The following is a 21,392-nucleotide window of genomic DNA, read 5'->3' on the forward strand; positions in this document are numbered from 1 at the left end:
ACTGAAGCCTTATGGCTACCACTTCGCTTGACCTGGCCAGGGTCCGCAACATCGGGATCATGGCCCACATCGACGCGGGCAAGACGACCACCACCGAGCGGATCCTGTTCTACACCGGCGTTTCGTACAAGATCGGTGAGGTCCACGACGGCGCTGCCACCATGGACTGGATGGAGCAGGAGCAGGAGCGTGGCATCACGATCACCTCTGCTGCCACCACCTGTCACTGGCCGCTCGAGGGCGACGACTACACCATCAACATCATCGACACCCCGGGTCACGTCGACTTCACCGTCGAGGTGGAGCGCTCCCTGCGCGTGCTCGACGGTGCCGTGACGGTGTTCGACGGTGTCGCCGGTGTCGAGCCGCAGTCCGAGACGGTGTGGCGTCAGGCCGACCGTTACGGCGTGCCGCGCATCTGCTTCGTCAACAAGCTGGACCGTACCGGCGCCGAGTTCCACCGCTGCGTGGACATGATCTCGGACCGCCTGGGCGCGCAGCCGCTGGTCATGCAGCTGCCGATCGGTGCGGAGGCGGACTTCAAGGGCGTCATCGACCTCGTGACGATGAAGGCCCTGGTCTGGTCGGCCGAGGCGACCAAGGGCGAGATGTACGACACCGTCGACATCCCGGACACCCACGCCGAGGCTGCCGAGGAGTACCGCGGCAAGCTGCTCGAGGCCGTCGCCGAGAACGACGAAGAGCTGATGGAGCTGTACCTGGAGGGCACCGAGCCCACCGTGGAGCAGCTCTACGCCGCGATCCGTCGCATCACCATCGCGTCCGGCAAGGGCGACGGCGTCACCGTCACCCCCGTCTTCTGCGGCACCGCGTTCAAGAACAAGGGCGTCCAGCCCCTGCTCGACGCGGTCGTGCGCTACCTGCCCACCCCGCTCGACGTCGAGGCCATCGAGGGTCACGACGTCAAGGACCCGGAGCAGGTCATCGCCCGCAAGCCGTCCGAGGACGAGCCCCTCGCCGCGCTGGCGTTCAAGATCATGAGCGACCCGCACCTCGGCAAGCTCACCTTCGTCCGGGTCTACTCGGGCCGCCTGGAGTCCGGCACCGCGGTGCTGAACTCCGTCAAGGGCAAGAAGGAGCGCATCGGCAAGATCTACCGCATGCACGCCAACAAGCGTGAGGAGATCGAGTCGGTGGGCGCCGGCGACATCGTCGCCGTCATGGGCCTGAAGCAGACCACCACCGGTGAGACGCTGTCCGACGACAAGAACCCGGTCATCCTGGAGTCCATGGACTTCCCGGCGCCGGTCATCCAGGTCGCCATCGAGCCCAAGTCGAAGGGCGACCAGGAGAAGCTCGGCGTCGCGATCCAGCGCCTGGCCGAGGAGGACCCGTCCTTCCAGGTCCACTCGGACGAGGAGACCGGCCAGACCATCATCGGCGGTATGGGCGAGCTGCACCTCGAGGTGCTGGTCGACCGCATGCGCCGTGAGTTCAAGGTCGAGGCCAACGTCGGCAAGCCGCAGGTCGCGTACCGCGAGACGATCCGCAAGGCCGTCGAGAAGGTCGAGTTCACCCACAAGAAGCAGACGGGTGGTACCGGCCAGTTCGCTCGCGTCATCATCGCGATCGAGCCGATCGAGGGCGGCGACGCCTCGTACGAGTTCATCAACAAGGTGACCGGTGGCCGTGTGCCGAAGGAGTACATCCCTTCGGTGGACGCCGGTGCGCAGGAGGCCATGCAGTTCGGCATCCTCGCCGGCTACGAGATGACCGGCGTCCGCGTGACGCTGCTCGACGGCGCCTACCACGAGGTGGACTCCTCCGAGCTCGCGTTCAAGATCGCCGGTTCGCAGGCCTTCAAGGAGGCCGCGCGCAAGGCCAGCCCCGTACTGCTCGAGCCGATGATGGCCGTCGAGGTCACCACGCCCGAGGACTACATGGGTGAGGTCATCGGCGACATCAACTCCCGCCGTGGCCAGATCCAGGCCATGGAGGAGCGGGCCGGTGCCCGCGTCGTGAAGGGCCTCGTGCCCCTCTCGGAGATGTTCGGTTACGTCGGCGACCTGCGCAGCAAGACGTCCGGCCGTGCGAGCTACTCCATGCAGTTCGACTCCTACGCCGAGGTTCCCCGGAACGTCGCCGAGGAGATCATCGCGAAGGCCAAGGGCGAGTAACGCACCGCGTCTACACGCCGTAGGCTTGACTCCGGAGCCTTGAGGGGCATTCCGCCGCAATCGTGGTGAGAATGCCCCGAGGCCCGGGCTTTCCAGCAAAGATCACCTGGCGCCGATGAAGTAAGGCGTACCAGAACCACTCCCAGGAGGACCCCAGTGGCGAAGGCGAAGTTCGAGCGGACTAAGCCGCACGTCAACATCGGCACCATCGGTCACATCGACCACGGTAAGACGACCCTCACGGCCGCCATTACCAAGGTGCTGCACGACGCGTACCCGGACCTGAACGAGGCCTCGGCCTTCGACCAGATCGACAAGGCTCCTGAGGAGCGCCAGCGCGGTATCACCATCTCGATCGCGCACGTCGAGTACCAGACCGAGACGCGTCACTACGCCCACGTCGACTGCCCCGGTCACGCGGACTACATCAAGAACATGATCACGGGTGCCGCGCAGATGGACGGCGCCATCCTCGTGGTCGCCGCCACCGACGGCCCGATGCCGCAGACCAAGGAGCACGTGCTCCTGGCCCGCCAGGTCGGCGTCCCGTACATCGTCGTCGCCCTGAACAAGGCCGACATGGTGGACGACGAGGAGATCCTGGAGCTCGTCGAGCTCGAGGTCCGTGAGCTCCTCTCCGAGTACGAGTTCCCGGGCGACGACCTGCCGGTCGTCAAGGTCTCGGCGCTCAAGGCCCTCGAGGGCGACAAGGAGTGGGGCAACTCCGTCCTCGAGCTCATGAAGGCCGTGGACGAGAACATCCCGCAGCCCGAGCGTGACGTCGACAAGCCGTTCCTCATGCCGATCGAGGACGTCTTCACGATCACCGGTCGCGGTACGGTCGTCACCGGCCGTATCGAGCGTGGTGTCCTGAAGGTCAACGAGACCGTCGACATCGTGGGCATCAAGCAGGAGAAGACCACCACCACGGTCACCGGCATCGAGATGTTCCGCAAGCTCCTCGACGAGGGCCAGGCCGGTGAGAACGTCGGTCTGCTCCTCCGTGGCATCAAGCGCGAGGACGTCGAGCGCGGCCAGGTCATCATCAAGCCGGGCTCGGTCACCCCGCACACCGAGTTCGAGGCGCAGGCCTACATCCTGTCCAAGGACGAGGGTGGCCGCCACACGCCGTTCTTCAACAACTACCGCCCGCAGTTCTACTTCCGCACGACGGACGTGACCGGCGTGGTGACCCTCCCCGAGGGCACCGAGATGGTCATGCCGGGTGACAACACCGAGATGAAGGTGGAGCTCATCCAGCCCGTCGCCATGGAAGAGGGCCTGAAGTTCGCCATCCGTGAGGGTGGCCGGACCGTGGGCGCCGGCCAGGTCACCAAGATCAACAAGTAAGTCCCCGGACTGACTTGAGGGTCCACTGACCTGAGTGGCTCGAAGGGGCCCGTACGACTTCGGCCGTACGGGCCCCTTTGCCGTGTCCGGCGGTGCTGGTGCGGGTCAGGAGGTCAGCCGCGCGTCCACTTCTGGTTGGCGGCGCCGGTGCACGTCCAGATCTGCAGCGGGGTGCCGTCGGCCGCGGAGTTGCCCTTGGCGTCCAGGCACTTGTCCGCGCCGACGTTGACGAGGTCCCGTGCGGCGGTGTGGACCCACTGCTGGGCCTTGGTGCCGTTGCAGGTGTAGAGCTGGACCGGCGCCCCGTCGGTGGTGGAGCCGCCGCGCACGTCGAGGCACTTGCCGAGGGCGCGGACGGTGCCGTCGCCGCCGAGGGTCCACTTCTGGGCGTCGACCCCGGTGCAGTCGTGCAGCTGGACGGGCGTCCCGTCGGCCGTCGAGGCGCCGGCGACGTCGGCGCACATGCCGCCGATGCCCTTGAGGGCACCGGTCGCGCCGTCGGAGCCGCCCTGCGCCCCGTCGGACGTCGAGACGCGGACGTAGTCCACGGTCATCGTCTGCGGGAAGCGGGTGTTCGCGTCCGGGCTGCCGGGCCAGTTGCCGCCGACGGCGAGGTTGAGGATCAGGAAGAACGGGTGGTCGTAGACCCACTTCTTGCCGCCCAGGTCGGCCGGCGTCCGGGTCTGGTACGTCTGTCCGTCGACGGACCAGGTGATCTTCCCCGGGGTCCAGTCGACGGCGAAGACGTGGAAGTCGTCGGCGAAGGCCCGGCCGCCGGGGAGCGTGTACGCCGCGCCGATGCTGTCGCCCCCGGAGTAGCCCGGGCCGTGCAGCGTGCCGTGGACGGAGCCGGGCTCGTAGCCGACGTTCTCCATGATGTCGATCTCGCCGCTGTTCGGCCATCCGACGCTGCCCAGGTCGTTGCCCAGCATCCAGAACGCCGGCCACATGCCCTGGCCGCGGGGCACCTTGATCCGGGCCTCGAAGTGACCGTACGCCTGCGTGAAGGTCCGGGCCGTGTTGAGGCGGGCCGACGTGTACTGACAGCTGCCGTACCAGCACGGGAGTCCGGGGTCGGTGTTCTTGCGGGCGGTGATGACCAGGTTGCCCTGGCCGTCCAGGGCAACGTTGTCGCGGCTGTTCGTGTAGTACTGCAGCTCGTTGTTGCCGTTGCCCGAGCCACCGGTCTCCACGGTCCACTTGGCCGGGTCCGGAGCGCTCCCGGCGGCGCCGTCGAACTCGTCCGACCAGGTCGCCGCCGTGGTGGCGGCATCGGCCCGGCCGGCGGAGGGGCCGACCGTGGTCAGGGTGAAGGCGGCGGCGACGGAGGCGCAGACCAGCGGGACGAGCCCGCCGAGCGTCCAACGGCGTGCGCGATGAGCAGCCATGGCTGAACACACCTTGTCTGTGGGGGATGGGGGGGGAGTGGGCCGACGGTGTCGGCCGTGCAGGGATGCTACGAACGGTTCACCGCACAACCAACTGCCCGTTTGGTCCGGCAACACCGCCTGAACTGGGCCGAGTTGACGCCGGTCGATAGCCCTCCGCTTGGCTTAATGCCTGCTTAAGGCTGCGTTAAGGGTGCGGGGGCCGCTCAGAGGTCGAGTTCGGCCCAGACCGTCTTGCGGGGCGGAAGCCCGCGGGTGACGCCCCAGCGGTCGGCCAGAGCGTCGACCAGGAGCAGACCGCGGCCCGACTCGGACTCGCCGTCCACGGACGGGCTCTGCGGCAGCCGGTCGCCGCGTGTGTCCGTCACCTCGACGCGCAGGGTGCGGCCGACGACGTAGAGCAGCAGGCCGAAGTCACGACCCGCGACCCGGCCGTGCGTGGCGGCGTTGGCGGCCAGCTCCGCGACGATCTGCGCCGCCCGGTCCGGCGGCAGTCCCCAGGTGCGCAGCTGCTCGGTCGCGAGGAGGCGGGCGAGGCGGGCGCCGCGCGGAGTGGGGGAGAGCCGGAGGTCGAAGTGCCGCAGCGGCGTGCCGGGTTGGGCTTCGGTGGAGTTGTGCTTCACGGCCCTCAGCGTGGCCGTCCTCACGTACCGTGAACAGTGACTCAGCGGGTGCGTACGGTCACTGTCCGGAGCTTGTCCGGCGGTGTCCGGGCTGTCGGCACCGGGCGCACGGGTAGGGCGCCGAGGCGGGGGTCGTACGACGGAAGGGTGGGCGATGACGGCCGAGGCGGCGGACACGGGGCGGCTGAGCACCGAGGGGGAGGAGCCCGGGTGGGAGGTCGACCCCGACGACGAGTGGGGTGTCGCGGTGATCGCCACGGTGGGGCGGCAGCTGAAGCTGCGCCGGGAGGGGGCGGGGATGCGGGCCGCCGAGTTCGGCACGGCGGTCGGGTACGGCGAGGACATGGTCTACAAGGTCGAGGGCGGCAAGCGGATCCCCCGGCAGGACTATCTGGCCAGGGCGGACGAGGTGCTGGGGGCCGGTGGGCTCATCGCGGCGACCTGGGAGGACGTGAAGCGGGTCCGCTACCCCAAGAGGGTGCGGGAACTGGCCAAGCTGGAGGAGCAGGCCGTGGAGATCGGGGTGTACGAGTGCATCAGCGTGGCCGGGCTGTTGCAGACCCCGGAGCACGCGCGGGCCCTGTTCGAGTCGTGGCAGCCGGCGTACTCTCCCGACGAGGTGGAGCGCCTGGTGGCCGCCCGTATGGCTCGGCAGTCCGTGCTCGAACGATCGCCGGCTCCGTCACTCAGCTTCGTCCAGGAGGAGGCCACGCTGAGGCGCCCGGTCGGGGGCACAATGGTCTGGCGTGGGCAGCTCGAACGTCTGCTGGAGGTGGGGCGGTTGCGCCATGTCAGGCTCCAGGTGATGCCGACGAGCAGCGAGGCGCACCCGGGTCTGAACGGCAGGATCGAGGTGCTGAAGTTCGCGGACGGCACAGCGGTCGGACGCTCCGACGGCGCTTTCAGCGGCCGGCCGAGCACGGAAGCGAAGCAGGTCCGCATCCTGGAGCTGCGCTATGGCACCATCCGGGCGCAGGCCCTTCCGCCATGCGAGTCGCTGGCCTTCATCGAGCAACTGCTGGGAGAGACATGATCGGCACCGCTGAACCGGCGTGGTTCAAGAGCAGCTACAGCAGTGGCCCCGACGGCGACTCCTGCGTCGAGATCGCGATAGCCCCCGGTACCGTCCAGGTCCGGGACTCCAAGCACGCGCAGGGGGATCGGCTGGGCCTGTCCGCCGCGGCCTGGGCCGGATTCCTGGCCGGCGTCCCGCACCTGGAGCGTCCGGGGCGCTGACGCCCCGGCCCGCCGGTTTGAGTTACGTCACTCCCGGGGTACTCTCTCCGGCTCGATTAGCGTCGGGCCTGCCCCATATGGCAGACTGTCCGAGTTGCTCGGTCGAGTGTTGATGCTGCGCGCCTCCCGCCGGGGGGACCGGAAGCGAGTCCCACAGTACTCGTCGCCCTAACTGCCTCACGGCAGCGCTGGGGCGGACGTACGGGAATCTTCCGGGAAGTGTATGCGCGGCACCGGCCAGGCACCCGGTGGGCCTTCGCCCCCGGCCTGCGGTTCCGGAAGGGCCGTGTGCATTCCCAGCAGGGATGTTCGAACAAGGGACATCTGTGTCAGCGGGAGCGCGACACGCCCGACCGCGTGGGTCGGAGGAACGAAGGCAGCAGAAGGAATCCGCCGGGTTCCAGAGCGTAAGAGAGACAGGACTACTGAGTAGCCATGGCGGGACAGAAGATCCGCATCCGGCTCAAGGCCTACGACCACGAGGTCATCGACTCTTCGGCGAAGAAGATCGTCGAGACGGTGACTCGCACTGGTGCGTCGGTCGCGGGCCCGGTGCCGCTGCCCACTGAGAAGAACGTGTACTGCGTCATCAAGTCGCCGCACAAGTACAAGGACTCGCGCGAGCACTTCGAGATGCGCACGCACAAGCGCCTGATCGACATCCTCGACCCGACCCCCAAGACCGTTGACTCTCTGATGCGACTCGACCTCCCGGCCGGTGTCGACATCGAGATCAAGCTCTGAGGCCGGTGATCTGAGAGATGGCTAAGCAGATCAAGGGCATCCTGGGCGAGAAGCTCGGCATGACGCAGGTGTGGGACGCGAACAACCGCGTCGTCCCGGTCACCGTCGTCAAGGCCGGCCCGAACGTCGTCACCCAGGTCCGTACGAACGATGTCGACGGCTACGAGTCCGTCCAGATCGCTTTCGGCGACATCGACCCGCGCAAGGTGAACAAGCCCCTCAAGGGCCACTTCTCCAAGGCCGACGTCACCCCCCGTCGCCACCTCGTCGAGATCCGCACCGCGGACGCCTCCGAGTACACGCTGGGCCAGGAGATCACCGCTGAGGTGTTCGAGGCCGGCGTGAAGGTCGACGTGACCGGCAAGAGCAAGGGCAAGGGCTTCGCCGGTGTCATGAAGCGCCACAACTTCCGTGGCCTCGGCGCCGGACACGGCACCCAGCGCAAGCACCGCTCCCCCGGTTCCATCGGTGGCTGCGCCACCCCGGGCCGTGTGTTCAAGGGCCTCCGCATGGCGGGTCGCATGGGCAACGAGCGGGTCACCACCCAGAACCTGACCGTCCACGCCGTTGACGCGGAGAAGGGTCTGCTGCTCATCAAGGGCGCGGTTCCCGGTCCGAACGGCGGCCTCGTCCTGGTCCGCACCGCGGCCAAGGGGGCCTGAGGTAATGAGCACTGTTGACATCCTTTCGCCGGCGGGCGACAAGGCCGGTTCCGTCGAGCTCCCCGCGGAGATCTTCGGCGTTGAGAAGGTCAGCATCCCGCTGATCCACCAGGTCGTCGTCGCACAGCTGGCCGCTGCCCGTCAGGGCACGCACAAGACCAAGACCCGTGGCGAGGTCCGCGGCGGTGGCAAGAAGCCGTACCGCCAGAAGGGCACCGGTCGCGCCCGTCAGGGTTCGACCCGCGCGCCGCAGTTCGCCGGTGGTGGCGTCGTGCACGGTCCCGTGCCGCGTGACTACTCGCAGCGGACCCCGAAGAAGATGAAGGCTGCCGCCCTGCGTCACGCCCTCACCGACCGGGCCCGCCACAACCGCATCCACGTCGTCTCCGGCGTCGTCGAGGGCGAGAGCCCGTCGACGAAGGCCGCCCGGACGCTGTTCGGCAAGATCTCGGAGCGCAAGAACCTGCTCCTGGTCGTCGACCGCGCCGACGAGGCCGCGTGGCTGTCCGCCCGCAACCTGCCCCAGGTCCACATCCTGGAGCCGGGCCAGCTGAACACGTACGACGTTCTCGTCTCGGACGACGTGGTCTTCACCAAGGCCGCTTTCGAGTCCTTCGTGTCCGGCCCGAAGGCCACTGACACCGAAGGGAGCGAGGCCTGATGGCCATCCGTCACCCCGCTATCGCCTCCAAGGCCGCGAAGAAGGCCAAGGCCGCTCGCGTCGCCAAGGCGCGTCGCCACGCGACCGAGGGCAAGGCAACCGTCGAGACCCCGCTGAGCAAGTCGTTCACGGACCCCCGTGACGTGCTGCTGAAGCCGGTCGTCTCCGAGAAGAGCTACGCGCTCCTCGACGAGGGCAAGTACACGTTCATCGTCGACCCGAGCGCCAACAAGACCCAGATCAAGCAGGCCGTCCAGGCGGTCTTCTCGGTCAAGGTCACCGGGGTCAACACGATCAACCGCCAGGGCAAGCGCAAGCGGACCCGCACCGGCTTCGGCCAGCGTGCGTCCACCAAGCGCGCGATCGTGACCCTCGCTGAGGGCGACCGTATCGACATCTTCGGCGGTCCGACCGCCTAAGGGCGGTCCGGATCGTCCGATATCGGACGAGGACTGAGAAATGGGAATCCGCAAGTACAAGCCGACTACGCCGGGCCGTCGCGGCTCCAGCGTCGCCGACTTCGTCGAGGTCACGCGGTCCACGCCGGAGAAGTCGTTGGTCCGCCCCCTGCACAGCAAGGGTGGCCGTAACAACTCCGGTCGTGTGACCGTCCGCCACCAGGGTGGTGGCCACAAGCGCGCCTACCGCGTGATCGACTTCCGTCGTCACGACAAGGACGGCGTGCCGGCGAAGGTCGCGCACATCGAGTACGACCCCAACCGCACCGCGCGCATCGCGCTGCTGCACTACGCCGACGGCGAGAAGCGCTACATCCTCGCCCCGCGCAACCTGCAGCAGGGTGACCGCGTCGAGAACGGTCCCGGGGCCGACATCAAGCCGGGCAACAACCTGGCCCTCCGCAACATCCCGGTCGGTACCACGATCCACGCGATCGAGCTCCGTCCCGGTGGCGGCGCCAAGTTCGCCCGCTCCGCCGGTGCCTCCGTGCAGCTGCTCGCGAAGGAGGGCCAGATGGCCCACCTGCGCATGCCGTCCGGTGAGATCCGCCTGGTCGACGTCCGCTGCCGCGCCACCATCGGCGAGGTCGGCAACGCCGAGCAGAGCAACATCAACTGGGGCAAGGCGGGCCGTAAGCGGTGGCTGGGCGTTCGCCCGACCGTCCGTGGTGTGGTCATGAACCCGGTTGACCACCCGCACGGTGGTGGTGAGGGCCGGACCTCCGGTGGTCGCCACCCTGTGTCCCCGTGGGGCAAGAAGGAAGGCCGTACTCGTTCGCCCAAGAAGGCGTCGAACAAGTACATCGTCCGCCGCCGCAAGACGAACAAGAAGCGCTAAGGACGGGTTGAGATGCCTCGTAGCTTGAAGAAGGGGCCCTTCGTCGACGACCACCTGATGAAGAAGGTGGACGCCCAGAACGAAGCCGGCACCAAGAACGTCATCAAGACCTGGTCCCGTCGCTCGATGATCGTGCCGGCCATGCTCGGCCACACGCTCGCGGTGCACAACGGCAAGACCCACATCCCGGTGTTTGTCACCGAGTCGATGGTCGGCCACAAGCTCGGCGAGTTCTCGCCGACCCGCACCTTCCGGGGCCACGTCAAGGACGACCGGAAGTCGAAGCGCCGCTAGTCGGCGGGGTGCAATCGACCATGACAGACACTGAAGGGACAACCATGGAAGCCAGGGCCCAGGCGCGGTACATCCGCGTCACGCCCATGAAGGCCCGCCGCGTGGTGGACCTCATCCGTGGCATGAGCGCCACGGAGGCTCAGGCGGTCCTGCGTTTCGCCCCGCAGGCCGCGAGCCAGCCGGTGGGCAAGGTGCTGGACAGCGCCATCGCCAACGCCGCGCACAACTACGACCACACCGATGTCGACAGCCTCTTCGTCTCCGAGGCCTACGTCGACGAGGGCCCGACCCTGAAGCGGTTCCGGCCGCGCGCCCAGGGCCGTGCCTACCGGATCCGCAAGCGGACCAGCCACATCACCGTGGTCGTCAGCAGCAAGGAAGGAACCCGGTAATGGGCCAGAAGGTAAACCCGCACGGGTTCCGGCTCGGTGTCACGACCGACTTCAAGTCGCGTTGGTACGCCGACAAGCTGTACAAGGACTACGTCAAGGAAGACGTCGCCATCCGTCGGATGATGACGTCCGGCATGGAGCGCGCCGGCATCTCCAAGGTCGAGATCGAGCGCACCCGTGACCGCGTGCGTGTGGACATCCACACCGCTCGTCCGGGCATCGTCATCGGCCGCCGCGGCGCCGAGGCCGACCGCATCCGCGGTGACCTCGAGAAGCTCACCGGCAAGCAGGTCCAGCTGAACATCCTCGAGGTCAAGAACCCCGAGACGGACGCTCAGCTCGTGGCCCAGGCCGTCGCCGAGCAGCTCTCCTCCCGCGTCTCCTTCCGCCGTGCCATGCGCAAGAGCATGCAGTCGGCGATGAAGGCCGGCGCCAAGGGCATCAAGATCCAGTGCGGTGGCCGCCTCGGTGGCGCCGAGATGTCCCGCTCGGAGTTCTACCGCGAGGGCCGCGTGCCCCTGCACACGCTCCGCGCGAACGTGGACTACGGCTTCTTCGAGGCCAAGACGACCTTCGGCCGCATCGGTGTGAAGGTCTGGATCTACAAGGGCGACGTCAAGAACATCGCCGAGGTCCGCGCCGAGAACGCCGCCGCCCGTGCGGGCAACCGCCCGGCCCGCGGTGGCAACGACCGCCCGGCCCGTGGTGGCCGCGGTGGCGAGCGGCGCGGTCGCAAGCCGCAGCAGGCTGCCGGCGCCGAGGCCCCCAAGGCCGAGGCTCCCGCCGCCGCTCCGGCTGAGAGCACCGGAACGGAGGCCTGACCGTCATGCTGATCCCCCGTAGGGTCAAGCACCGCAAGCAGCACCACCCCAAGCGCAACGGCATGTCCAAGGGTGGCACGCAGGTTGCGTTCGGCGAGTACGGCATCCAGGCGCTGACCCCGGCGTATGTGACGAACCGTCAGATCGAGGCCGCTCGTATCGCCATGACGCGTCACATCAAGCGTGGTGGCAAGGTCTGGATCAACATCTACCCGGACCGCCCCCTCACCAAGAAGCCGGCCGAGACCCGCATGGGTTCCGGTAAGGGCTCCCCGGAGTGGTGGGTGGCCAACGTCAAGCCCGGACGCGTGATGTTCGAGCTGTCGTACCCCAACGAGAAGATCGCGCGCGAGGCCCTGACCCGTGCGGCTCACAAGCTGCCGATGAAGTGCAAGATCGTCAAGCGCGAGGCAGGTGAAGCGTGATGTCGGCCGGTACCAAGGCGTCGGAGCTGCGCGAGCTGGGCAACGAGGAGCTTCTCAACAAGCTCCGCGAGGCCAAGGAAGAGCTGTTCAACCTCCGCTTCCAGGCGGCGACGGGTCAGCTCGAGAACCACGGTCGGCTCAAGGCCGTCCGCAAGGACATCGCGCGGATCTACACCCTGATGCGTGAGCGCGAGCTGGGCATCGAGACGGTGGAGAGCGCCTGATGAGCGAGAGCAACGTGACTGAAGAGACCAAGACGGACCGCGGTTTCCGCAAGACCCGTGAGGGTCTGGTCGTCAGCGACAAGATGGACAAGACCGTCGTCGTCGCCGTCGAGGACCGCGTCAAGCACGCGCTGTACGGCAAGGTCATCCGTCGTACGAACAAGCTCAAGGCCCACGACGAGCAGAACGCCGCGGGTGTCGGCGACCGCGTCCTCCTCATGGAGACCCGGCCGCTGTCCGCGACCAAGCGCTGGCGCGTCGTCGAGATCCTCGAGAAGGCCAAGTAATCCCTCCTAGGGGGACCCCCTAGGCATCGTTCCGCCAGGCTCGGGGCGGGTGTGCAAGTGAAGCAGCCCGCCCCGGGAACCGGCAGACAATCAGGAGATAGACGTGATCCAGCAGGAGTCGCGACTGCGTGTCGCCGACAACACTGGTGCGAAGGAGATCCTTTGCATCCGTGTGCTCGGTGGCTCCGGTCGCCGCTACGCGGGTATCGGTGACGTCATCGTCGCCACCGTCAAGGACGCGATCCCCGGTGGCAACGTGAAGAAGGGTGACGTCGTCAAGGCGGTCATCGTTCGCACCGTCAAGGAGCGCCGCCGCCCGGACGGCTCGTACATCCGCTTCGACGAGAACGCCGCCGTCATTCTGAAGAACGACGGCGACCCTCGCGGCACCCGTATCTTCGGCCCGGTCGGCCGTGAGCTGCGCGAGAAGAAGTTCATGAAGATCATCTCCCTCGCGCCGGAGGTGCTGTGAGCATGAAGATCAAGAAGGGCGACCTGGTCCAGGTCATCACCGGTAAGGACAAGGGCAAGCAGGGCAAGGTCATCGCGGCCTTCCCCCGCGAGGACCGCGTCCTGGTCGAGGGTGTCAACCGGGTCAAGAAGCACACCAAGGCCGGTCCGACGGCTCGCGGTTCGCAGGCCGGCGGCATCGTCACCACCGAGGCGCCGATCCACGTCTCCAACGTCCAGCTGGTCGTGGAGAAGGACGGCAACAAGGTCGTGACCCGCGTCGGTTACCGCTTCGACGACGAAGGCAACAAGATCCGCGTTGCCAAGCGGACGGGTGAGGACATCTGATGGCTACCACCACCACTCCGCGTCTGAAGCAGAAGTACCGTGAGGAGATCACGGGCAAGCTGCGTGACGAGTTCAAGTACGAGAACGTCATGCAGATCCCCGGTCTCGTCAAGATCGTGGTCAACATGGGTGTGGGCGACGCCGCCCGCGACTCCAAGCTGATCGAGGGCGCCATCAAGGACCTCACCACGATCACCGGTCAGAAGCCGGCCGTCACCAAGGCCCGCAAGTCCATCGCGCAGTTCAAGCTGCGCGAGGGCCAGCCGATCGGTGCCCACGTCACGCTTCGTGGCGACCGCATGTGGGAGTTCCTGGACCGCACCCTGTCGCTCGCGCTGCCGCGCATCCGCGACTTCCGCGGCCTGTCCCCCAAGCAGTTCGACGGCCGTGGCAACTACACCTTCGGTCTCACGGAGCAGGTCATGTTCCACGAGATCGACCAGGACAAGATCGACCGCACCCGGGGTATGGACATCACCGTGGTGACCACGGCGACCAACGACGCTGAGGGCCGCGCGCTCCTTCGTCACCTCGGCTTCCCCTTCAAGGAGGCGTGAGCGAGATGGCGAAGAAGGCTCTGATCGCTAAGGCTGCTCGCAAGCCCAAGTTCGGTGTGCGTGGCTACACCCGCTGCCAGCGCTGCGGCCGCCCGCACTCCGTGTACCGCAAGTTCGGCCTGTGCCGCGTGTGCCTTCGTGAGATGGCTCACCGTGGCGAGCTGCCGGGCGTGACCAAGAGCTCCTGGTAATCCCCCCAATCAGGGATTAGCAGGACTCTCGGTAAGCAACCGGGGCGGCAGGACGCCCAGCCCGCATGCCTTAGGCTTGTGGGGTTGGGCGTCTGCCGCCGCCCTTACGACTTACTACGCCGTAGGTCCACCGCGCCGCACCCGTCCCGTCTCGGATCGGGGAGAGGGATGGCGCATCAGGAAACCCCGGCGAGAGAGGCCGAAGGCCAATTCATGACCATGACTGATCCGATCGCAGACATGCTTACGCGTCTGCGGAACGCGAACTCGGCATACCACGACACCGTGGCGATGCCGCACTCGAAGATCAAGTCGCACATCGCGGAGATCCTCCAGCAGGAGGGCTTCATCACGGGCTGGAAGGTCGAGGACGCCGAGGTCGGCAAGAACCTCGTCCTGGAGCTGAAGTTCGGCCCCAACCGTGAGCGCTCCATCGCGGGCATCAAGCGGATCTCCAAGCCCGGTCTCCGGGTGTACGCGAAGTCCACCAACCTGCCCAAGGTGCTGGGCGGCCTCGGCGTGGCCATCATCTCCACGTCGCACGGGCTCCTCACCGACAAGCAGGCCGGCAAGAAGGGCGTGGGTGGGGAAGTCCTCGCCTACGTCTGGTAGCGGAAGGGAACGGAGGAAACAGCTATGTCGCGTATTGGCAAGCTCCCCATCACGGTTCCCGCCGGCGTGGACGTCACCATCGACGGCCGTACGGTCTCGGTCAAGGGCCCCAAGGGCTCGCTGACCCACACCGTTGTCGCGCCGATCGACATCGCCAAGGGTGAGGACGGCGTTCTGAACGTCACCCGCCCCAACGACGAGCGTCAGAGCAAGGCCCTGCACGGCCTGTCCCGCACGCTGGTGGCGAACATGATCACCGGCGTGACCCAGGGTTACGTGAAGAAGCTCGAGATCAGCGGTGTCGGTTACCGCGTGACGGCCAAGGGCTCGAACCTCGAGTTCGCGCTCGGCTACAGCCACCCGATCACCGTCGAGGCGCCCGAGGGCATCACCTTCAAGGTGGAGACCCCGACCCGCTTCTCGGTCGAGGGCATCGACAAGCAGAAGGTCGGCGAGGTTGCGGCCAACATCCGCAAGCTGCGCAAGCCCGACCCGTACAAGGCCAAGGGCGTCAAGTACGAGGGCGAAGTCATCCGCCGCAAGGTCGGAAAGGCGGGTAAGTAAGCCATGGCATACGGACAGAAGATCCTTAAGGGCGACGCCTACAAGCGCGCCGCGATCAAGCGCCGCCACATCCGGATCCGTAAGCACATCAACGGTACGGCGGAGCGTCCCCGTCTGGTCGTTACCCGCTCGAACCGCCACATCGTGGCCCAGGTGATCGACGACATCAAGGGTCACACCCTGGCGTCGGCGTCCACCCTGGACACCTCGATCCGCGGTGGCGAGGGCGACAAGTCCGCGCAGGCCAAGCAGGTCGGCGCCCTGGTCGCCGAGCGCGCCAAGGCCGCCGGTGTCGAGGCCGTCGTGTTCGACCGTGGTGGTAACCAGTACGCGGGGCGCATCGCCGCCCTGGCGGACGCCGCCCGCGAGGCCGGACTCAAGTTCTGAGTCGGTTCCGTAGCTAGCGGAAACAGAGAGAGGTAATTCCAATGGCTGGACCCCAGCGCCGCGGTGGCGGTGCCGGTGGCGGCGAGCGGCGGGACCGGAAGGGCCGTGACGGCGGCGCTGCTGCCGCCGAGAAGACCGCGTACGTTGAGCGCGTCGTCGCGATCAACCGCGTCGCCAAGGTTGTGAAGGGTGGTCGTCGCTTCAGCTTCACCGCGCTGGTCGTGGTGGGCGACGGTGACGGCACCGTGGGTGTCGGATACGGCAAGGCCAAGGAGGTGCCGGCCGCCATCGCCAAGGGTGTTGAGGAGGCCAAGAAGCACTTCTTCAAGGTCCCCCGCATCCAGGGCACCATCCCGCACCCCATCCAGGGTGAGAAGGCTGCCGGCGTCGTGCTCCTGAAGCCCGCGTCGCCCGGTACCGGTGTTATCGCCGGTGGTCCGGTGCGTGCCGTGCTCGAGTGCGCCGGTATCCACGACGTGCTGTCGAAGTCGCTCGGCTCCGACAACGCGATCAACATCGTGCACGCGACCGTGGAGGCCCTGAAGGGCCTGCAGCGTCCCGAGGAGATCGCGGCCCGCCGTGGTCTGCCGCTCGAGGACGTCGCCCCCGCGGCTCTGCTGCGTGCGCGTGCCGGGGCGGGTGCGTAATCATGGCGCAGCTCAAGATTACGCAGGTCAAGTCCTACATCGGCAGCAAGCAGAACCACCGTGACACCCTGCGTTCCCTTGGTCTCAAGGGCATCAACACGCAGGTCGTCAAGGAGGATCGTCCCGAGTTCCGCGGCATGGTGCACACCGTCCGCCACCTCGTGACGGTCGAGGAGGTCGACTGATCATGGCGGAGCAGAACCCGCTCAAGATCCACAACCTCCGTCCCGCCCCGGGCGCCAAGACCGCCAAGACCCGTGTCGGTCGTGGTGAGGCGTCGAAGGGTAAGACGGCCGGTCGTGGTACCAAGGGCACGAAGGCCCGTTACCAGGTTCCGGAGCGCTTCGAGGGTGGCCAGATGCCCCTCCACATGCGTCTTCCGAAGCTGAAGGGCTTCAAGAACCCGTTCAAGACCGAGTACCAGGTCGTGAACCTCGACAAGCTGGCCGCCCTGTACCCCGAGGGTGGCGAGGTCACCGTCGAGGGTCTGGTGGCCAAGGGTGCCGTTCGCAAGAACGCGCTCGTCAAGGTGCTCGGCCAGGGCGAGGTCTCCGTGGCGCTGCAGGTGACGGTCGACGCCGTCTCCGGCTCCGCCAAGGAGAAGATCACCGCCGCCGGCGGTACCGTCACCGAGCTCGTCTGAACATCACAGGCGTCTCGATGACCTGAGCGATCCCGACCGGGGATACCCCACAAATGGGGTATCCCCGGTTGGTCGTTCCTAGGGCGGCAGTCCCGCCGGTAAGGTGGCCTGCACTGCCCTCTTCACACGGGGTGCTGCACTTCCGGCACTCTGAGCGGCAGTTGACCGTTACCCAAGTCGTTGTTCCATTGGACTCTCAAGACGTCACCCTTGACGCAGTTGCGCGGGGGTCGCAGGAGGCACCGTGCTCACCGCGTTCGCCCGGGCGTTCAAGACGCCCGACCTGCGCAAGAAGCTGCTCTTCACGCTCGGCATCATCGTGGTCTACCGGGTCGGTACGCACATCCCGATCCCAGGCGTCGACTACCGCAACGTCCAGACCTGTATCGACAACGCCCAGGCCAACCAGGGCCTCTTCGGGCTCGTCAACATGTTCAGCGGCGGCGCGCTGCTGCAGATCACGATCTTCGCCCTGGGCATCATGCCGTACATCACGGCGAGCATCATCCTGCAGCTGCTGACCGTGGTGATCCCCCGTCTGGAAGCCCTCAAGAAGGAGGGCCAGGCCGGTACGGCGAAGATCACGCAGTACACGCGCTACCTGACGATCGCCCTCGCGATCCTGCAGGGCACCGGTCTCGTCGCCACCGCCCGCAGCGGCGCGCTGTTCCAGAACTGCCCGGTGGCCAGCCAGATCGTCCCCGACCAGTCGATCTTCATCACCATCACCATGGTCATCACGATGACCGCCGGCACGGCGGCCGTGATGTGGCTCGGTGAGCTCATCACCGACCGCGGCATCGGCAACGGCATGTCGATCCTGATGTTCATCTCGATCGCCGCCACCTTCCCGTCCGCGCTGTGGGCCATCAAGGAGCAGGGCTCGCTGGCCGGCGGCTGGATCGAGTTCGGCACGGTCATCCTGGTCGGCTTCGCCATGGTCGGCCTGGTGGTCTTCGTCGAGCAGGCCCAGCGCCGCATCCCGGTGCAGTACGCCAAGCGCATGATCGGCCGCCGCTCCTACGGGGGCACGTCCACCTACATCCCGCTGAAGGTGAACCAGGCGGGTGTGATCCCCGTCATCTTCGCCTCGTCGCTGCTCTACATCCCGGCGCTGATCGCTCAGTTCGCCGGAGGGACCTCGGGCTGGAAGACCTGGATCGAGCAACACTTCGTCAAGGGCGACCACCCGTACTACATCGTCACGTACTTCCTGCTGATCGTCTTCTTCGCCTTCTTCTACGTCGCGATCTCGTTCAACCCCGAGGAAGTCGCCGACAACATGAAGAAGTATGGTGGCTTCATCCCGGGCATCCGGGCTGGCCGACCGACCGCTGAGTACCTGAGCTACGTACTCAACCGGATCACCTGGCCGGGTTCGCTGTACTTGGGGCTGATCGCTCTCGTGCCGACGATGGCGTTGGCTGGTTTCGGGGCAAACCAGAACTTCCCGTTCGGCGGGACCAGCATCCTGATCATCGTGGGTGTCGGTCTCGAGACGGTGAAGCAGATCGAGAGCCAGCTCCAGCAGCGCAATTACGAAGGGTTCCTCCGCTGATGCGAATCGTCCTCGTCGGGCCGCCGGGTGCCGGTAAGGGAACGCAGGCCGCGTTCCTGGCCAAGAACCTGTCGATCCCGCACATCTCCACGGGCGACCTGTTCCGCGCCAACATCAGCCGGCAGACGGAGCTCGGCAAGCTGGCGAAGTCCTACATGGACGCGGGCAATCTCGTCCCCGACGAGGTCACCATCGCGATGGCGAAGGACCGCATGGAGCAGCCGGACGCCGAGAACGGCTTCCTGCTGGACGGCTTCCCGCGCAACGTCTCGCAGGCCGAGGCGCTCGACGAGCTGCTCGAGCGCGAGAGCATGCAGCTCGACGCGGTGCTCGACCTCGAGGTCCCCGAGGACGAGGTCGTGAAGCGGATCGCCGGCCGGCGCATCTGCCGCAACGACTCCTCGCACGTCTTCCACGTGACGTACAAGCAGCCGGCCAAGGACGGCGTCTGCGACGTCTGCGGCGGCGAGCTGTACCAGCGCGACGACGACTCCGAGGAGACCGTCCGCACGCGGCTGGAGGTCTACCACACGCAGACCGAGCCGATCATCGACTACTACAAGGCCCAGGGCCTGGTGGTCACGATCTCCGCGCTCGGCAAGGTGGAGGACGTCACGACGCGCGCCATGGAGGCGCTCAAGCGTGGCGGGGACGACACGTAGTCGTCACCACACAGCTACGGCCGCGGTTCCCCCCGGGGGAGCCGCGGCCGCTGCGTGGGCGGGCCGGTCGCGCGGCCCCGTATCGTTGAAGGCGTCCGACAGCCGCCGTAGGTCCAGAAAGGCCCAGCCCCCATGGTGCAGATCAAGAGCCCCGAGCAGATCGCCAAGATGCGTGAGGCGGGGCTGGTCGTCGCCGCCATCCACGCGGCGACCCGTGAGGCCGCCGTACCGGGGGCCACGACGAAGGATCTGGACCAGGTCGCCCGCAAGGTGCTCGCCGAGCACAACGCCAAGCCGAACTTCCTCGGCTACGGCGGTTTCCCCGCGACGATCTGCACCTCGGTGAACGAGGTCGTCGTCCACGGCATCCCCTCGGACGACGTGGTGCTCAAGGACGGGGACGTCATCTCCATCGACTGCGGCGCGATCATCGACGGCTGGCACGGCGACGCCGCCTTCACGGCCTTCGTGGGCTCCGGCCACTCCCCGGAGCTGATCGAGCTCTCCCGGGTGACCGAGGAGTCGATGTGGGCCGGCATCGCCGCCATGAAGCCGGGCAACCGGCTGGTCGACATCTCCCGCGCCATCGAGACCTACATCCGCCGCCAGCCGAAGCCCGGCGGCGGCAAGTACGGGATCATCGAGGACTACGGCGGCCACGGCATCGGCACCGAGATGCACATGGACCCGCACCTGCTGAACTACGTCGACCGGCGGCGCGGCAAGGGCCCCAAGCTGGTGCCCGGCTTCTGCCTCGCGATCGAGCCGATGGTGTCCCTGGGCACGCCGCGGACGGAGGTCCTCCAGGACGACTGGACCGTCATCACGACGGACGGTACGTGGTCGTCGCACTGGGAGCACTCCGTCGCCCTGACGGAGGAGGGGCCGCTCGTGCTGACGTCTCCCGACGGGGGCAAGGCGAAGCTCGCCGAGCTGGGGATCACTGCGGCGCCGGATCCGCTGGGCTGAGCGCCCTCCGGGGCCTGTGGGCCTGCCCGACGGCGGCTGCGCGTACGTGGGGCCGGTCGCGCAGTTCCCCGCGCCCCTCGGCGCGTGCTTAAGGATCTGCTCGGTGGGGCAGACTTTCTCGATTCGTGTTTCCGAGGGGCCTGACGTAGACTGACTCGTCGGCTCTCGTGTACTCGCATGTCCTCATGCGCTCCGCACGGAGTCGATCAAGGTAGTCGATTCGAAGGGCGAAGCGTGGCCAAGAAGCAAGGTGCCATCGAGATCGAGGGCACTGTCGTCGAGTCTCTTCCGAACGCCATGTTCAAGGTCGAGCTCCAGAACGGCCACCAGGTCCTGGCACACATCAGCGGCAAGATGCGCATGCACTACATCCGCATCCTCCCTGACGACCGGGTCGTGGTGGAGCTGTCTCCGTACGACCTGACGCGTGGCCGGATCGTCTACCGCTACAAGTAGATCTTGCCCGCATCCCGTTCCGGCGGGGTGGTGGCACTGACCCGGAGAACCTCAATCCCATGAAGGTCAAGCCGAGCGTCAAGAAGATCTGCGACAAGTGCAGGGTGATCCGCCGTCACGGTCGGGTCATGGTCATCTGCGACAACCCGCGCCACAAGCAGCGCCAGGGCTGACGCACGACCGATCCCTCTGCCTTCCTCGCAGAGTCTTCGCGCGACGCAAGCTGAATAGTTCATACGCAGGGCCCAGGCGGACACCGATCCGTCTGACACCCCCGGTCGGAGGCCGGGGACCCAGTTCGTACCTGGTACGGCGGCTGGGAGCCGGTTCCTGCGGAAGACCTCCGTCAAGTAACTGGAGCCATTGAATGGCACGCGTTTCCGGTGTTGACATCCCGCGCGAAAAGCGCGTGGAGATCGCCCTCACCTACGTGTTCGGCATCGGCCGGACCCTCTCGCAGCAGACGCTGGCCGCCACCGGCGTCGACCCGAACACCCGCGTTCGCGACCTCTCCGAGGAGCAGCTCGTCGCGATCCGCGAGTACGTCGACAACAACATCAAGACCGAGGGTGACCTCCGTCGCGAGATCCAGGCCGACATCCGCCGCAAGGTCGAGATCGGCACCTACCAGGGTCTGCGTCACCGTCGTGGTCTGCCCGTCCGCGGTCAGCGCACCAGCACCAACGCGCGTACCCGCAAGGGCCCGCGTCGCGCCATCGCCGGCAAGAAGAAGCCGGGCAAGAAGTAGTCCACAGCGGACGCCTGTCCACGGTCTTCGCTGTAGGACCGACCACCTCCCGTAGGAGT

General features: G+C 67.0%; 33 protein-coding genes. 31 read left to right on the forward strand and 2 right to left on the reverse strand.

Translation table 11 applies throughout. From position 1 onward, the window contains the following. Positions 1-11: 11 nt before the first annotated feature. A complete protein-coding gene (gene fusA / locus ACZ4M5_RS08365; RefSeq protein ID WP_467734370.1) occupies positions 12-2,138 on the forward strand; it encodes an elongation factor G in 2,127 nt (708 codons plus the stop codon). 156 nt (positions 2,139-2,294) lie between these two features. Then, positions 2,295-3,488: an elongation factor Tu gene (tuf, locus tag ACZ4M5_RS08370; protein WP_030839706.1), complete on the forward strand. Its 1,194-nt coding sequence runs from the start codon at positions 2,295-2,297 to the stop codon at positions 3,486-3,488. Between the two features lie 113 nt (positions 3,489-3,601). On the opposite strand, the gene ACZ4M5_RS08375 is transcribed toward tuf, so the two are convergent. Both ACZ4M5_RS08375 and ACZ4M5_RS08380 read right to left on the reverse strand, forming a co-directional pair. Further along, the gene (locus ACZ4M5_RS08375) at positions 3,602-4,876 is read right to left on the reverse strand and encodes a family 16 glycosylhydrolase (protein ID WP_467734372.1); all 1,275 of its coding nucleotides are present in this window, start codon (positions 4,874-4,876) and stop codon (positions 3,602-3,604) included. Between the two features lie 206 nt (positions 4,877-5,082). Further along, positions 5,083-5,499: an ATP-binding protein gene (locus ACZ4M5_RS08380; protein ID WP_467734374.1), complete on the reverse strand. Its 417-nt coding sequence runs from the start codon at positions 5,497-5,499 to the stop codon at positions 5,083-5,085. 154 nt (positions 5,500-5,653) lie between these two features. On the opposite strand from ACZ4M5_RS08380, the gene ACZ4M5_RS08385 reads away from it, so the two are divergent. From ACZ4M5_RS08385 to rpsM, 29 genes are all read left to right on the forward strand, one after another. Further along, on the forward strand, positions 5,654-6,532 hold the full coding sequence (locus tag ACZ4M5_RS08385) for a helix-turn-helix domain-containing protein (RefSeq protein ID WP_467734376.1): 879 nt from the start codon (positions 5,654-5,656) through the stop codon (positions 6,530-6,532). Further along, positions 6,529-6,735 carry a DUF397 domain-containing protein gene (locus ACZ4M5_RS08390; RefSeq protein ID WP_467734378.1) on the forward strand — a complete coding sequence of 69 codons (207 nt, stop codon included), beginning with the start codon at positions 6,529-6,531 and terminating at the stop codon, positions 6,733-6,735. Before ACZ4M5_RS08385 ends, ACZ4M5_RS08390 begins: the two co-directional genes overlap by 4 nt. Before the next feature lie 435 nt (positions 6,736-7,170). Then, complete coding sequence (gene rpsJ, locus ACZ4M5_RS08395; RefSeq protein ID WP_003948644.1) at positions 7,171-7,479, forward strand: 30S ribosomal protein S10; 309 nt, start codon at positions 7,171-7,173, stop codon at positions 7,477-7,479. 17 nt (positions 7,480-7,496) lie between these two features. Then, positions 7,497-8,141, forward strand: a complete 645-nt coding sequence (gene rplC, locus ACZ4M5_RS08400; protein WP_369195972.1) for a 50S ribosomal protein L3 — start codon at positions 7,497-7,499, stop codon at positions 8,139-8,141. Positions 8,142-8,145: 4 nt separating this feature from the next. Then, entirely contained in the window at positions 8,146-8,802 is a 657-nt protein-coding gene (gene rplD / locus ACZ4M5_RS08405; RefSeq protein WP_398107041.1) for a 50S ribosomal protein L4, read from the forward strand. Further along, positions 8,802-9,221 carry a 50S ribosomal protein L23 gene (gene rplW, locus ACZ4M5_RS08410; protein ID WP_467734380.1) on the forward strand — a complete coding sequence of 140 codons (420 nt, stop codon included), beginning with the start codon at positions 8,802-8,804 and terminating at the stop codon, positions 9,219-9,221. Before rplD ends, rplW begins: the two co-directional genes overlap by 1 nt. Before the next feature lie 40 nt (positions 9,222-9,261). After that, positions 9,262-10,098: a 50S ribosomal protein L2 gene (rplB, locus tag ACZ4M5_RS08415; RefSeq protein WP_369195974.1), complete on the forward strand. Its 837-nt coding sequence runs from the start codon at positions 9,262-9,264 to the stop codon at positions 10,096-10,098. A 12-nt stretch (positions 10,099-10,110) separates the two neighbouring features. Next, positions 10,111-10,392: a 30S ribosomal protein S19 gene (gene rpsS / locus ACZ4M5_RS08420; protein ID WP_053759516.1), complete on the forward strand. Its 282-nt coding sequence runs from the start codon at positions 10,111-10,113 to the stop codon at positions 10,390-10,392. Between the two features lie 44 nt (positions 10,393-10,436). After that, entirely contained in the window at positions 10,437-10,784 is a 348-nt protein-coding gene (rplV, locus tag ACZ4M5_RS08425; RefSeq protein WP_033308966.1) for a 50S ribosomal protein L22, read from the forward strand. Further along, on the forward strand, positions 10,784-11,605 hold the full coding sequence (rpsC, locus tag ACZ4M5_RS08430) for a 30S ribosomal protein S3 (RefSeq protein WP_369195975.1): 822 nt from the start codon (positions 10,784-10,786) through the stop codon (positions 11,603-11,605). Before rplV ends, rpsC begins: the two co-directional genes overlap by 1 nt. A gap of 5 nt (positions 11,606-11,610) precedes the next feature. Continuing rightward, a complete protein-coding gene (gene rplP / locus ACZ4M5_RS08435) occupies positions 11,611-12,030 on the forward strand; it encodes a 50S ribosomal protein L16 (protein ID WP_004984526.1) in 420 nt (139 codons plus the stop codon). Then, on the forward strand, positions 12,030-12,254 hold the full coding sequence (gene rpmC / locus ACZ4M5_RS08440) for a 50S ribosomal protein L29 (RefSeq protein WP_010036720.1): 225 nt from the start codon (positions 12,030-12,032) through the stop codon (positions 12,252-12,254). Before rplP ends, rpmC begins: the two co-directional genes overlap by 1 nt. After that, positions 12,254-12,541, forward strand: coding sequence for a 30S ribosomal protein S17 (rpsQ, locus tag ACZ4M5_RS08445; protein ID WP_010036717.1), 288 nt, complete (start codon positions 12,254-12,256; stop codon positions 12,539-12,541). Before rpmC ends, rpsQ begins: the two co-directional genes overlap by 1 nt. Before the next feature lie 103 nt (positions 12,542-12,644). Then, positions 12,645-13,013, forward strand: a complete 369-nt coding sequence (rplN, locus tag ACZ4M5_RS08450) for a 50S ribosomal protein L14 (protein WP_003998823.1) — start codon at positions 12,645-12,647, stop codon at positions 13,011-13,013. A gap of 2 nt (positions 13,014-13,015) precedes the next feature. After that, on the forward strand, positions 13,016-13,339 hold the full coding sequence (gene rplX / locus ACZ4M5_RS08455) for a 50S ribosomal protein L24 (protein ID WP_003992365.1): 324 nt from the start codon (positions 13,016-13,018) through the stop codon (positions 13,337-13,339). Continuing rightward, positions 13,339-13,896, forward strand: coding sequence for a 50S ribosomal protein L5 (gene rplE / locus ACZ4M5_RS08460; RefSeq protein ID WP_333932834.1), 558 nt, complete (start codon positions 13,339-13,341; stop codon positions 13,894-13,896). The genes rplX and rplE overlap by 1 nt, the downstream gene beginning before the upstream one ends. Positions 13,897-13,901: 5 nt before the next feature. After that, entirely contained in the window at positions 13,902-14,087 is a 186-nt protein-coding gene (locus ACZ4M5_RS08465; protein WP_003948630.1) for a type Z 30S ribosomal protein S14, read from the forward strand. Positions 14,088-14,300: 213 nt separating this feature from the next. Beyond that, positions 14,301-14,699: a 30S ribosomal protein S8 gene (gene rpsH, locus ACZ4M5_RS08470; RefSeq protein ID WP_015658459.1), complete on the forward strand. Its 399-nt coding sequence runs from the start codon at positions 14,301-14,303 to the stop codon at positions 14,697-14,699. Positions 14,700-14,723: 24 nt separating this feature from the next. Further along, positions 14,724-15,263 carry a 50S ribosomal protein L6 gene (rplF, locus tag ACZ4M5_RS08475; RefSeq protein WP_383500906.1) on the forward strand — a complete coding sequence of 180 codons (540 nt, stop codon included), beginning with the start codon at positions 14,724-14,726 and terminating at the stop codon, positions 15,261-15,263. A 3-nt stretch (positions 15,264-15,266) separates the two neighbouring features. Continuing rightward, positions 15,267-15,650 carry a 50S ribosomal protein L18 gene (gene rplR, locus ACZ4M5_RS08480; RefSeq protein ID WP_007494754.1) on the forward strand — a complete coding sequence of 128 codons (384 nt, stop codon included), beginning with the start codon at positions 15,267-15,269 and terminating at the stop codon, positions 15,648-15,650. Between the two features lie 41 nt (positions 15,651-15,691). Then, a complete protein-coding gene (rpsE, locus tag ACZ4M5_RS08485) occupies positions 15,692-16,297 on the forward strand; it encodes a 30S ribosomal protein S5 (protein WP_009190144.1) in 606 nt (201 codons plus the stop codon). Positions 16,298-16,299: 2 nt separating this feature from the next. Beyond that, positions 16,300-16,482, forward strand: coding sequence for a 50S ribosomal protein L30 (gene rpmD, locus ACZ4M5_RS08490; protein ID WP_003974250.1), 183 nt, complete (start codon positions 16,300-16,302; stop codon positions 16,480-16,482). 2 nt (positions 16,483-16,484) lie between these two features. Next, positions 16,485-16,940 carry a 50S ribosomal protein L15 gene (gene rplO / locus ACZ4M5_RS08495; protein ID WP_030233862.1) on the forward strand — a complete coding sequence of 152 codons (456 nt, stop codon included), beginning with the start codon at positions 16,485-16,487 and terminating at the stop codon, positions 16,938-16,940. A gap of 244 nt (positions 16,941-17,184) precedes the next feature. After that, positions 17,185-18,498 carry a preprotein translocase subunit SecY gene (gene secY / locus ACZ4M5_RS08500; RefSeq protein ID WP_467734385.1) on the forward strand — a complete coding sequence of 438 codons (1,314 nt, stop codon included), beginning with the start codon at positions 17,185-17,187 and terminating at the stop codon, positions 18,496-18,498. Next, the gene (locus ACZ4M5_RS08505) at positions 18,498-19,160 is read left to right on the forward strand and encodes an adenylate kinase (RefSeq protein ID WP_467734387.1); all 663 of its coding nucleotides are present in this window, start codon (positions 18,498-18,500) and stop codon (positions 19,158-19,160) included. The genes secY and ACZ4M5_RS08505 overlap by 1 nt, the downstream gene beginning before the upstream one ends. A gap of 132 nt (positions 19,161-19,292) precedes the next feature. Then, entirely contained in the window at positions 19,293-20,129 is an 837-nt protein-coding gene (map, locus tag ACZ4M5_RS08510) for a type I methionyl aminopeptidase (RefSeq protein WP_467734389.1), read from the forward strand. Between the two features lie 234 nt (positions 20,130-20,363). Then, the gene (gene infA, locus ACZ4M5_RS08515; RefSeq protein WP_003948620.1) at positions 20,364-20,585 is read left to right on the forward strand and encodes a translation initiation factor IF-1; all 222 of its coding nucleotides are present in this window, start codon (positions 20,364-20,366) and stop codon (positions 20,583-20,585) included. A gap of 59 nt (positions 20,586-20,644) precedes the next feature. Further along, entirely contained in the window at positions 20,645-20,758 is a 114-nt protein-coding gene (gene rpmJ, locus ACZ4M5_RS08520) for a 50S ribosomal protein L36 (RefSeq protein ID WP_003974245.1), read from the forward strand. A gap of 194 nt (positions 20,759-20,952) precedes the next feature. After that, on the forward strand, positions 20,953-21,333 hold the full coding sequence (gene rpsM / locus ACZ4M5_RS08525) for a 30S ribosomal protein S13 (protein ID WP_004984507.1): 381 nt from the start codon (positions 20,953-20,955) through the stop codon (positions 21,331-21,333). Positions 21,334-21,392 lie beyond the last annotated feature (59 nt).

This window comes from Streptomyces sp. NPDC026246 (assembly GCF_055567995.1).